This is a genomic window from Geobacillus sp. TFV-3 (genome assembly GCF_009901865.1).
Classification (GTDB): domain Bacteria; phylum Bacillota; class Bacilli; order Bacillales; family Anoxybacillaceae; genus Geobacillus; species Geobacillus thermoleovorans_A.
Genome location: NZ_MPSP01000001.1, coordinates 1,972,284 through 1,984,760 on the forward strand (window position 1 = coordinate 1,972,284; position 12,477 = coordinate 1,984,760).

General features: G+C 51.2%; 9 protein-coding genes and 2 pseudogenes. 5 read left to right on the forward strand and 6 right to left on the reverse strand.

Annotated features, from left to right (window positions below):
• Positions 1 to 4: 4 nt before the first annotated feature.
• From BJQ97_RS10020 to BJQ97_RS10030, 3 genes are read right to left on the reverse strand one after another with little or no spacing between them, the layout of a single operon-like run.
• A complete protein-coding gene (locus tag BJQ97_RS10020; RefSeq protein WP_160156455.1) occupies positions 5 to 727 on the reverse strand; it encodes a polymer-forming cytoskeletal protein in 723 nt (240 codons plus the stop codon).
• A gap of 5 nt (positions 728 to 732) precedes the next feature.
• A complete protein-coding gene (locus BJQ97_RS10025) occupies positions 733 to 1,437 on the reverse strand; it encodes a polymer-forming cytoskeletal protein (protein WP_160156456.1) in 705 nt (234 codons plus the stop codon).
• A 4-nt stretch (positions 1,438 to 1,441) separates the two neighbouring features.
• Complete coding sequence (locus BJQ97_RS10030; RefSeq protein ID WP_160156457.1) at positions 1,442 to 2,071, reverse strand: YhbD family protein; 630 nt, start codon at positions 2,069 to 2,071, stop codon at positions 1,442 to 1,444.
• A 168-nt stretch (positions 2,072 to 2,239) separates the two neighbouring features.
• Between BJQ97_RS10030 and ade the strand changes: the two genes are divergently transcribed.
• The 3 genes from ade (at position 2,240) to BJQ97_RS10045 (ending at position 6,328) form a co-directional block, all read left to right on the forward strand.
• On the forward strand, positions 2,240 to 3,973 hold the full coding sequence (gene ade / locus BJQ97_RS10035) for an adenine deaminase (RefSeq protein WP_160156458.1): 1,734 nt from the start codon (positions 2,240 to 2,242) through the stop codon (positions 3,971 to 3,973).
• Between the two features lie 262 nt (positions 3,974 to 4,235).
• Entirely contained in the window at positions 4,236 to 5,336 is a 1,101-nt protein-coding gene (locus tag BJQ97_RS10040) for a glycosyltransferase (RefSeq protein ID WP_201451680.1), read from the forward strand.
• A gap of 32 nt (positions 5,337 to 5,368) precedes the next feature.
• Positions 5,369 to 6,328, forward strand: a complete 960-nt coding sequence (locus tag BJQ97_RS10045) for an exosporium glycoprotein BclB-related protein (protein WP_160156459.1) — start codon at positions 5,369 to 5,371, stop codon at positions 6,326 to 6,328.
• Positions 6,329 to 6,581: 253 nt separating this feature from the next.
• Here BJQ97_RS10045 and trpB read toward each other — a convergent pair whose 3' ends face one another.
• On the reverse strand, positions 6,582 to 7,745 hold the full coding sequence (gene trpB, locus BJQ97_RS10050) for a tryptophan synthase subunit beta (protein ID WP_160156460.1): 1,164 nt from the start codon (positions 7,743 to 7,745) through the stop codon (positions 6,582 to 6,584).
• Positions 7,746 to 8,062: 317 nt separating this feature from the next.
• On the opposite strand from trpB, the pseudogene BJQ97_RS10055 reads away from it, so the two are divergent.
• Both BJQ97_RS10055 and BJQ97_RS10060 read left to right on the forward strand, forming a co-directional pair.
• A pseudogene (locus tag BJQ97_RS10055) lies at positions 8,063 to 8,925 on the forward strand (IS982 family transposase).
• A gap of 21 nt (positions 8,926 to 8,946) precedes the next feature.
• A pseudogene (locus tag BJQ97_RS10060) lies at positions 8,947 to 9,549 on the forward strand (tyrosine-type recombinase/integrase); the annotation flags it as partial.
• Between the two features lie 273 nt (positions 9,550 to 9,822).
• On the opposite strand, the gene BJQ97_RS10065 reads toward BJQ97_RS10060, so the two are convergent.
• Positions 9,823 to 11,382: a hydantoinase/oxoprolinase N-terminal domain-containing protein gene (locus tag BJQ97_RS10065; RefSeq protein ID WP_160156461.1), complete on the reverse strand. Its 1,560-nt coding sequence runs from the start codon at positions 11,380 to 11,382 to the stop codon at positions 9,823 to 9,825.
• Complete coding sequence (locus tag BJQ97_RS10070; RefSeq protein ID WP_160156462.1) at positions 11,379 to 12,476, reverse strand: S-methyl thiohydantoin desulfurase family protein; 1,098 nt, start codon at positions 12,474 to 12,476, stop codon at positions 11,379 to 11,381. Before BJQ97_RS10070 ends, BJQ97_RS10065 begins: the two co-directional genes overlap by 4 nt.
• Position 12,477: the final 1 nt, after the last annotated feature.

The window sequence follows — 12,477 nt, forward strand, 5'->3', positions numbered from 1 at the left end:
CCTTCTACCTTTGTCTTTTTTCTTCCACCGCAGCCTGCTCATCCTGAGCAAAGGCTGTACGATATTCGACAAGCCCAATTTCGCAGCCTGGGCCGATCGTCACCCGATCCCCCCTGACGACTGCGGCTTTTGTATGTTCCAAATAAATGTCATCTCCTTCAATCGTGTCTGCCACTAACGTAGCGGTCAATGGGGAAAGACGTGTCAACCAATGAACAGCCTTCCATGTTTTACCTCGTTTAATGCGAATCATCCGCCCGCCGATTTCCTTGATCGAGCTGTCGGCAAAATACAACGACAATTCCACTTGCTCCGCATTCAACGTCTGTCCGATTCGCACGACCCCGGTCAACGAAACGCTCTCCGCCTCGCAGCTCCCCGACACCGACAGCTCGCCATAGCCGAGAATGGCATCCGCTTCGACATTCCCCTCAACCTGCACCATTCCGCGCAGCTGAAGATGCTCGAGACGGGCATGGCCGCGGATGTCTGCTTCCCCGAACACATCCATTTTCTCCGCATGCACAGGGCCCTCCACGTTCGCCTGGCCAAACAGCCGAAACGTGCGGGCGGTGACCGCTCCTTTCACATCCGACGAGCCGAACACTTTCCAGCAATCGCATTCGATGTCACCTCGAATCGTCGCATCGCCGCGAATCGTGACGTGATGGAACACACCCCCGCCTGAAAGCGCCGATCCGTTAATCGTCAAGTTTCTCTCCGCCATCGTTTTCACCCTTTCTCTACCGTTCCAATTTTCGCCTCTTCATCGCATTCCAACGCATCCCGATACTCGACCCTCTCGATGCGGCACCCTGGCCCGATCGTCACGCGATTGCCGCGCACCATTTTCGCGGTCGTATGTTCAAGATGAACGGAATCCCCTTCAATGACATCGACGGTCAACTCCGCTGGAAAAAACCATTTTTTCAACAACGAGCTTCCTTGCCGCTTGACGACAATCGTTTCCCCGCCGATCTCCTTTACGCGGCTCGGGCCTAACAGCTTCACTTCGATATAGTCCGCATTCAACAGCCCGCCGACCGTGAAATGACCTTCGACCTCCATCCGTTCAGCCGAACAATCGCCGCCGATGGTGAGCTCGCCATGGACGCGAACCGTCTCCGCCGTCCATGAGCCTTTCACCTCTCCATGGCCGCGAACGGTCGCCTCTTGGCATTGCACGTTTTCTCCAATTTTCACACTCCCGCTCACTTTCATCCACTCGCACCCCATCCCGCCTGCCACATGTCCTTTCCCGGCAATATGAACGGTGTTGGCTTTCACGCTTCCTTCCACCGCCGCATTTCCTTGCACTTGTAGCTCGATGCAATCGATATCGCCATACAGCTTTCCATTCCCCGATAATTTCACCAAGTTGTACAACCCGCCGGACGCATGCCCGGTTCCGGCAATGACCAAATCTCGACGCTCCATCTTTTTATCCCTCCGAAATGTTTAGTTTCAGCTCCTCGATGAACGCTGGCACGTGCAACCGGGCAACGAGCTTCGCCCCTTCTTCCGCGTACAACCCACCCGCCCCTTCCATCAGAAGGCAGGCCGTCACCCCCATTTTGCGCAGAACAACCAGCTCGCATGATTTCCCTTGCAGTTTTGGATAATGACTTTCGAACATCCTCCATATGTTCTTCCCTTCTTCGAGACTGATCTCACCGGAGCGGAGGAGTCGGTCAACGATGTAAAAGGAAAGAAGCTCTGCAAACGACACGTCTTGGCGGTCTCCCAACTCATCATTCAACCATTGCAGCACCATATCCGAAACAATGTGACGTTTCGCAATTTCCTCTTTCGTCAAGACGACCGCCGACGGATCAGGCGCAAACATGCCCGCCAGCTCATCAAGCGACAGCTCATCTTTCAGCTCTTTGATTTTCTCAATGCGCGCCAATATTTTTTCTTTCGGGAAAAAGGTCTCTTGTCCGGTGAATGTCGATTTGCGAATAAACCATTCTTCCGGAATGAGCTTTTTCCGCTTCCAGCGGTACAGCTGACCGTACGAAATGCCGGTCAGCTCGAGCAGTTCTTTTTTCGAAATTAATTCCTGTTCCATAAGCGGCTCACCTCTCGTTATAAACATAACATAACATTGTTACGTTGTAAAGAGGCATATGTCAAAAAAATGAACGGAAGCGGTTGACAACCTGCCGTCTAGCTCAGTACAATGAAGCCAATTTCCACTGGTGATCACGATTCACAGGCAGAAAGGAGAATGAACGACATGACTTCGACATTGCAGACGCGAATCGCTGCCGCCGCGAAACAAACGAAAGCCGACCTTGTCATCAAAAACGGGAAAATCGTCAACGTGTTTACGCGCGAAATCATCGAAGGGGATCTCGCCATTGCGGAAGGGATGATCGTCGGCATCGGCCGCTATGAAGGAAACGAAACGATCGATGCCGAAGGGCGTTATATATGCCCGGGGCTGATTGACGGCCACGTGCATATCGAATCGTCGATGGTGCCCCCAAGCGAATTCGCCCGCGTCGTTCTCCCGCATGGGGTGACGACTGTCATCGCCGATCCGCACGAAATCGCGAATGTTGCTGGCGTCCGCGGCATTCAATTTATGCTCGACGATGCGAAACGGGCGCCGCTCGATGTGTATATCATGTTGCCGTCATGCGTGCCCGCCACTTCGTTCGAACATGCCGGAGCCTCCTTATCCGCTGCGGAACTGGCGCCGTTTTTCGCTGATGAGCGCGCGCTCGGATTGGCGGAAGTGATGGACTATCCGGCATTAAGGGAACAACAACCATCGATGCTTGACAAACTGGCGCTCGCGGCAAACGCCAACCGCCCCATCGACGGCCACTTGGCCGGCCTTGATGCCAACGCCATCAACGTCTACCGAAGCGCCCGCATCCATACGGACCATGAATGCGTCACCGCCGACGAAGCGCTTGAACGCGTTCGCCGCGGTATGTACGTGCTCATTCGCCAAGGATCGGTTGCCAAAGACCTCGAAAAGCTTCTTCCTGCCGTCACTGAGTACAACGCGCGCCGCTTTTTGTTTTGCACAGACGATAAACATCTCGACGACTTATGGTTCGAAGGCAGCGTCGACCATAACGTGCGGCTTGCCATTCGCGCTGGGCTCGACCCGCTTCTTTCGATCCAAATGGCCACTTTAAACGCCGCCGAGTGCTACCGGTTGCCGACGAAGGGAGCTGTCGCCCCGGGGTATGACGCCGACTTTTTGTTCGTTGAGGATTTGGAAACGCTGAACATCACCCATGTATTCAAACAAGGGGCGCTCGTGGCCGAACATGGAAGGGCAACGTTTTCCTTCCATCCGGCATCCAGTGAAACCGAACCGAAATTGCTTCAATCCATTCGTTGCCGACCCGTCACCGAAGCGGATCTTCGCATCCCGATGATGAAAGGAAACAAAGCCAATGTCATGGAGATCATCCCGAATCATTTGCATACGAACCATGTCGTCACCGAGGTGGATGTCCGGGACGGGGCCTTTTCCCCTTCGGTCGAGCGGGATTTGCTGAAGCTTGTTGTCGTCGAACGCCATCGCGGTCTCGGCATTGGCCTTGGCATCGTCCGCGGTTTCGGATTCAAAGCAGGCGCCATCGCTTCTTCCATCGCGCACGATTCGCACCACATCATCGCCGCCGGCACAAACGACCGCGACCTCATCGTTGCCATTGAACAGCTCCGCCAACAACAAGGCGGGCTTGCCGTCGCCAAAGACGGAGCGGTGCTCGCTGGATTACCGCTTGAGATCGGCGGATTGATGACAAGAAAAGATTATACTGAAGTGTTAAATGGATTGAAACAGATCCATGAAGCTCTGGACTCGCTCGGCTCAAGCCATGCCTTCAACCCGTTTATCACGCTGTCATTCCTCGCCTTGCCGGTCATCCCGGAGCTCAAGCTGACCGACCAAGGGCTGTTTGACGTAAGGAAATGGGAATTCATTCCTATTGAAGCAGTTTAAACCCTTCTATTTGCGCTGACGCTTCGATGCGATAAGATTTGGCGAGCACTCGCCTTACAGCAAGCTTCCACTCAAAACCGCCTCACCAAAAAACCAAGTCCCTTTGTCTCCTCCATTTATCAGTCGAGGGGATGAAGGGATTTTCTTCGCCTCGCCTATTTTTTCTCTTTTTTACAACGCCATGCGGCATTGGCATAATCACGTTCTTGTATGCTTCATATAGTAAAACAAACAACATTGTCTAAGGGAAGGTGCAAGGAAATTGATCACCATCAGCCTTTGCATGATCGTCAAAAATGAAGAAGATGTCCTTGCACGCTGTTTGGACAGCGTCCGACATCTCGTAGACGAGATCGTGATAGTTGATACAGGGTCCACAGATCACACGAAAAACATTGCTCAATCTTACAACGCACGAATCATCGACTTTCCCTGGAACGATGATTTTGCTGCGGCGAGAAACTTCTCCTTTTCCCACGCCACAATGGACTATATTTTTTGGTTGGACGCTGACGATATCCTGCCGGAAGAAGAGCAAACAAAATTTCTCACGTTGAAGCATTCGCTTCCTTCCGATATTGATTCGGTCACCATGATTTACAGCCTTGTCCAAGATGAATATGGAAGGACCCTCTCCAGCGTTCGCCGAAACCGTCTCGTCAAACGGTCCAACGGCTTCCGATGGCATGGGATTGTTCATGAATATCTAGAAGTATGGGGAACGATTCTCAACAGCGATATTACGGTTATTCATCAACCGACTCACTACGCTTCAGATCGAAATTTGCAAATTTATGAGAGGCAGCTGGCACAAGGAACAGAATTTTCACCAAGAGATCTATTTTACTTCGCCAACGAACTGTTCGATCACCAGCAATACGAACGAGCCATTCAGTATTATGAACGGTTTTTGCAGACAAAAAGAGGGTGGGTGGAAGATTGCATCGCCGCCTGCGGAAAATTAGCTGACTGTTTTTACACTCTTGGTAATGAAGAACAGGCTTTGCGATATGTGTACCAATCTTTTGAATACGATACCCCCCGGGCTGAATTTTGCTGTCGGCTCGGCTACTATTTTCTCCAACGGAAACAATATCGGCTCGCAGCGTTTTGGTATCATTTAGCCACTCAACTCACGATGCCATCGGACAGTTGGGGATTTTTTCATCACGCTTGTTGGACTTGGCTTCCTCACTTGCAACTTTGTGTATGTTACTTCTATTTAGGCGAGTATGAACTGGCGTACAAACATAATGAAAAAGCTAGGGAATATGCGCCCGATCATCCCGATGTTTTGCACAATCAATGTTTGTTAGAATCCATTCTTTCTGCCAAAAGCACGTTCCATTCAACAGATGAATAGTTATCCTTTAAATCGAAAGGAGGTTGTACCATTTGTTCAACCGCCATCCTATTCGTGTAAAATGCCTTTCCCCCTTATGCGGCGCCTTGCCGCCAATCGTGAAAGTATATACCGGACCCACGGGACCTACCGGACCCACAGGACCCACAGGGCCTACAGGACCCGCTGGACCAATCGGACCCACAGGACCCACAGGGCCTACAGGACCCGCTGGACCAATCGGACCCACAGGACCCACAGGGCCTACAGGACCCGCTGGACCAATCGGACCCACAGGACCCACAGGGCCTACAGGACCCGCTGGACCAATCGGACCCACAGGACCCACAGGGCCTACAGGACCCGCTGGACCAATCGGACCCACAGGACCCACAGGGCCTACAGGACCCGCTGGACCAATCGGACCCACAGGACCCACAGGGCCTACAGGACCCGCTGGACCAATCGGACCCACAGGACCCACAGGGCCTACAGGACCGGCGGGGGCTGGCGCAATCATCCCATTTGCATCAGGTACAACGGTTATTCTGACCGCGACCATAGCAGGTTTGGCGGATACTGCCAGCTTAATTGGGTTTGGAAATTCTGCTTCGAGCATTAGTCTAAGCGGAAACACCATTAACCTCGACGGTGTATCCAACTTTTCATTTACTGTTCCACGCACTGGAATCATTACAGCTGTAGCAGCTAACTTTTCTGCCACCACGGGCACAGCGCTTTTAGGAACGGCTACGATCCGGGCTCAACTATACATCTCCACCTCTCCTTCTAGCAACGTATTCACCGCCATTCCAAGCACTTTAGTCACGTTAAACCCAACTATCACATTTCCAATCTCCTTACTGCAAAATGCCAGCGGAATCGTGACAGGGTTAAACGTGCCTGTCAATACCGGTGATCGCTTGCTCATGGTGTTTTTCACTACTACTTCCGGCCTCTCTATCGCCGCATCCATCACTGGATATGCCAGTGCGGGAGTAGCCATTAGTTAGCCGCTGTGAACGACCGAGCACATTTCATTTTGGTCTTTTTCATTTGCCTAAAATGGCCTCAAACCTGTCGAACTCGGGGGAGATAAAAAAACAAGAAAAAGTCTTCCGACTTCCCCACGTATCACCGCGAAAAACAACCATAACGGTTCTTTATTTTCGATTAGAAATATGATTGCGACCTCTTAGGCACGAAAAATTAGCGGACGGCTTCACGTGGACACCGCCGTGAAAGTCCGCCCGCTTTCCTCTTAATTTATGATTGTAACATCGAAAACACTTGCTCGACATCTTTATCTCCGCGCCCCGACAAATTCACAATGATGATTTGGTCTTTTCTTAACGTCGGCGCGAGCTTGATAGCGTACGCAACCGCATGGGCGCTCTCGAGAGCTGGGATGATTCCTTCTGTTTTAGACAGCAGTTGAAACGCCTCAAGCACTTCTTCGTTCGTAACTGTATAATACTCAGCCCGCCCGGACACTTTCAAGTAGCTATGCTCCGGACCGATGCCCGGATAATCGAGCCCAGCGGCAATCGAGTATGTCGGCTGCGGGTTTCCATTTTCATCAAGGAGCACCAAACACTTGAATCCATGCAACACGGCCGGAACGCCCTTCGTTAGCGTCGCTGCCTTCTCCGGCTCGACACCGATGAGCCGCACGTCCGGTTCATCCAAGTAGTGGGCGAACGCCCCGATGGCATTGCTTCCCCCGCCGACGCAGGCCACCACCGCATCCGGAAGCCGTCCTTCTCTCTCTACAATTTGCCGCTTGCTCTCTTCGCTAATAACCGACTGAAAATGTTTCACCATCGACGGGTACGGATGCGGACCAACCGCCGAACCAAGCAAGTAAAACGTAGTTTTATAATTTTGTACAAGATCGTTCAACGCCTCGTCAACCGCATCTTTCAACCGCCCTTGCCCTTTCGAGACCGGCACGACTTTCGCTCCCAACAGCTCCATACGGAACACATTGAGCGCCTGGCGCTTCGTATCCTCTTCCCCCATATAAATCGTGCAATCGATGCCAAACATCGCGCAGGCTGTGGCGGTCGCCACCCCATGCTGGCCCGCACCCGTTTCCGCAATGACCCGTTTCGCGCCCATCCGCTTCGCCAATAAAATTTGCCCGATCACGTTGTTGATTTTATGCGAACCGGTATGGTTCAAGTCTTCGCGCTTCAAATAAATCTTCGCCCCGCCGAGCTGCTCTGTCAACCGCGCCGCAAACGTGAGCGGACTCTCGCGGCCGACGTACTCTCTCAAGTAAGTTCGAAACTCTTCATTGAACTCCGGGTCGTCTTTATATTTCAAAAACTGCTCTTCCAAGTAGTCAAGCACTTCCTGCAGTTCAGGCGGAACAAAGCTGCCGCCAAACTCGCCGAAATAGCCTTTTCTTTCCTGCACTACGCTCATCGCTCATCTCTCCTCTGCTAAATGTCGTGACAGTACCAGCATAGACTGTTTGGCCACATAAGTCAACAAAATATTTTTGAAAAATTTAAAAATACAGAACTGACCTACAGTGTTTCTTCTCTCCCATTGCACAGCGGGATGATCCGTTCCTTACCGCCCGAAGCGTTTGGGAGGACGCCATTGATTTTCAAAACCGTTGATGATGGAATAATCATACCCGTGGTGCTAGATAAACTCAAACAAGCATAAAAACAGCCCTTGCCTGCGGATCTCCTGTAGAATGAAAGTGCCAACCATCATTCGAAAGGAGAATCCCCATGCAAGAGCCCCTTCATTTTACTACAGATCGAGCCAAGATTCAAAAGCAATATGCCGCCATTTTCTTTTTTGTCTCTGCCCAACTGTCATCGATTCAGATGCACCTTCAGCGCCGCAACCGCCATTTGGTCAAACAGGAAGACGCCGTGGCCATCGCGATTCATATTTTAGGAAAGTTGCTCGGTTTTACATCCGAACGGGCATGGCATCGCTTTGTCACTGGAAATTTGTTCACAAACGGCTCGTTTCTCGAACGTTCCCGGTACAACCGCCGTTGTCGAACGCTGCGCTTCGCCATCAAATGGATCCGCCATAGTGAGCAAAACGCGGCCGACATCATGCCTATGCCGTGGTCGACAGATCGCCGCTCCCGTTGCGCCGTACCGCCAGAATGCATCGCGTCAAACGGTTTCAAGGGATCGCCGACATCGGGTATTGCACTTTCAAAAAGCAATGGTACTATGGGTTGAAGCTGCACCTTCAAGTGACCGATCAAGGGTTGCCCATGGGCTATGTGGTGACCGATCGTATCGCCGCTGAAAGCGTAATGACTCAAATTCCTCATCCCTATCACTTGGGGAACAAAGGATTCATTAGCCGTGAGTTGCAAAGAAGGTTGTACGAAGAGTACCAAATGGCGCTTTGGACTCCGTCTCGAAAAAACGAGAAACATTGCTCGTCCGAGGCATGGGAGAAATGGATCCGACAAAAACGCAACGTGATCGAGACGGTGTTCTCGATTCTGGTTGACCAATACCGGATCACAGAGATTCGAGCGAATTCCATGATCGGATTTGAAGCAACGCTCGACGGCATATTGTTAGCCTATTCCCTAGTTACACTTGGGCTAGTTGAGTTCTGACGCCCAACTAGCACCACGGGTAACGAAAAAATTATGTGGCTGACGGAAGAAGAATTTGGGGACTTATTGCATCGGATGCGGAAAAAACCGGTTCACAGCCGAGGAGTTGATTCATAGGAAAAGTATCGCCGCGACCGTGCGGTGGTGTATCTGCTTACCTACGCAGGAGTGCGGGTGGAAAAGTTATCAAATTTAAAATTAACGGACTTAGATTTAGAAATGAAACGAATCCGCATCGTTGGGAAAGGGATGAAGGTCAGTACCGTACCGATCTCGAATATCTTGCTGGCGGAACTCGAGGATTGACTCAAGTTTCGTGGGGAAATGGCGAAAAAGAAACCGCATGTGGCCGCATCGCCATACGTCTTTTACAGCCAGCGCTCGCCGAGATTTTCCGTCCGCGGCATTCAGCGGATGATCGAGAGATACAGTCCGCCGGGTAAGAAGCTGACGCCCCACATGTTTCGGCATACGTTCTGCAAGTGGATGTTAAAGGCGACAAATAATGACATTGAAAAAGTGCGACGACTTGCCGGCCACAGCCACATTGCCACGACGTCGCGGTACTTAAAGGATACCTATAGTGATTTGGCTGATGCAGTGGAGGCGTTGCCGAAGTTTTAATCTTGTTGCATGTGGAGAGGGGAGAAAAGCAACACTATATGAGGGTGACAGCGCTGGTTTATTGTAAAATGAGGGGCGTTATGGATCCTTTACATCCACGGTTCAGAGGGATCGGCTTTTCTCTGCAAAAACCAGTTTTTCTACGAAAAAAGAGACTAAACTAAAAGACCGTTTTTCTTCACAGTCGTTTGACGAAAGTGTTTCGCTCGCATATACAGTGATTAGAAAGGGTGTCCCGCTACGTTTGGGACACCCCCTTGTGTGATGTTTCTTTCAGCTTGCTGATAAAACACCCGCGGCTTTCACACGGACTCGGGCCGCATTGCCTGGCAAATAAGCTAAAGGAACGTCTTCCATATCGACGATTTCGATAGTTTCTGGGTTTGCCCCTGCTTTAACGGCCTCGTCGATCGCCATTTTTTTCGCCAATTCCAACGTTTTTTCCCTTCCCAGTTCATCCAGGGCGAAAACTCTTTCCACTTGGCCGCTTACTTGAGCGATCGCGGCCCCGATCGCGTTGGCAACCCCAAAATGGTCTGGACGGACCACTTTGGAAGCACCTTTCAGCTGATCCGGCAAAAGCACGCTTCCTCCCCCGACAAGAATCACGGGAATAGGGCCTGCACTTGTTTTCATTTTATCGATCGCTTCTTCGACCATCTCCACCATTTTCTGATAAATCCGCTTAAGCAACCCTTTATCTAAATGGGCGACTTTTTGCGGATCGCCAATATTTGCCTTTCCTAACGCAACCGCAACGTCCGTGGCCGTTAAAGTGTCGCCCCCAAACACCATCCCTTTTTCTAGGAGCTGGTATCCTACGCTATCTGGGCCAATCGTGAAACTTCCATCTTGCTGAACGCGGATAATGGTTCCCCCGCCTAATCCGATGGAGACTAAATCAGGCATGCGGAAATTCGTACGCACGCCGCCGATCTCCACAGCCAAGGACGATTCTCTTGGGAAGGAATGAATCAAGACGCCGATGTCTGTCGTCGTTCCTCCGACGTCCACAACAAGCGCATCCGATAATTTCGCAAGATAGGACGCCCCGCGGATGCTGTTTGTTGGGCCGCAAGAAATCGTCAGAATCGGATACTTCATCGCGTATTCCACGTTCATCAATGTTCCGTCATTTTGGCCAAAAAATACTTTCGCGTTAATGCCTTCCGCTTTTAATGCATTGATAAACCCTTCCGCGGCTGTTTTGGCGACATGGACCACCGCCGCGTTCAAAATTGTGGCGTTTTCCCGTTCCAGTAAACCAACGCTACCGATTTCATGGGAAAGCGAAACCGCAATGTCGCTTCCCAACACTTCCTTGATGATTTCGGCGGCTTTCTGCTCATGATCTTTCGATACCGGTGCAAAAACGGAAGTGATGGCGACGGAATCCACCTTCCCTTTTATTTCGTTGGCAATGCGGTACAGATGCTCGACATCCAGCGGTGCGATTTCTCTTCCGTCAAATTCATGACCGCCCCGCACGATATAAACATATTTTTCAAGCTGGCTGCGCAAATCTTCCGGAACTCCGACTAAAGGCTTCACCGCCAAAGTGGCGGGTGCGCCAATGCGAATAACGGCGACCTTGTTTAGCCGCTTCCGTTCTACGATCGCATTCGTGCAATGAGTCGTTCCCAACATCGCATAACGTATTTTTTCACGCGGAACCCCTGCTTTTCCGATCACTTCCCGCATCGCTTGATAGATGCCTGTGCTGACATCGACGGTGGTAGGGGTTTTTGTTTCGGAAATGACCTGATATTTCTCGTCCAAAAGCACCGCGTCTGTATGTGTTCCGCCAACATCGATGCCGATTCTGTAGCTCACTTAATCGTCGCTCCTTTCTTGACAAGCTCTTCTACAGGTGTGTATTCGACGTCATAGCCAAAATAAGCAGGCCCGCAAGTTTCGATGCCTTTTGGCGTGCGCCATTTCGGATGGCACGGGATGCCAATGACGATCGTGCGCGCTCCGTACCGCAAACCTTCCGTTGTGATCGGGAGCCCTGTCTCGCTGTCTAGTACCGCGATTAAATCAGGAGTGACGCAAAGCAGGCGATCTTCCGTTTTCGCAAGCAAATGTTCATTTTGGAAGCGGAGCTCCAACGTCTCCCCTTTGTAGTTCTCCAATCCCTCGATTTTCGCAGTTCCTCTGGCGAATCCGGTTTCCGTCTTCCGGTTCACGTCCACCACTTTGCCACGGAATAGCTCAAACCCATTCGTCAATTGAAGAATTTCATCGATAGGGTCTCGGTTGTTTTCTTTCGCCAGGCGTATCGAGCGCCCGATTTCCTCTTCCAATCGCAAAATATCGTGGATGCCGCTCTCTTTCAGGTTTTTGCCAGCCATCGGGTAGATTGCGAACATCACCGATCCGCCTTTTTGGACAGTGGCGCTTCTCGCAATTCTTTCGGCCCATAAATTATCAATCGTATTCAGCAACGTCACGTTTCCTTTTTCATCGGCAATCACCATCGGCGTGGCAGAAATCCCGTCTAAATAAAACGTCACCATTTGCAACTCTGGAAAAGCCCTTCCCATGCCGTCAACATCGACTACCGGCAATCCGAGTTGCGCCGCCAGCGCCAAAGGCAGCATGGAATTGACCCCACCGGCTTCAATCGGGAAAGTAGCGAACACTTTTTTTCCTAAGTATTTTTCCAGCGTTTGAAACGCCACTTTCGCTTCATGGCCACTCGGAATTTTCTCCACCAATACGGTTGGCGCCCCCATCATACCTGACGATACCACTAAGGCGTCTTCCGGAACTTCGTCCACCGACAGCAAAGGAATTGGGCCGAATTCTTCAATGGCTTGCAGGGCCATCAATTTGCCTACATAAGGATCTCCTCCGCCTCCTGTCCCCAATAATGTTGCGCCTACTGCAATGTCCTCTATTTCTTGTTTTCCTAAAAGCCTCACT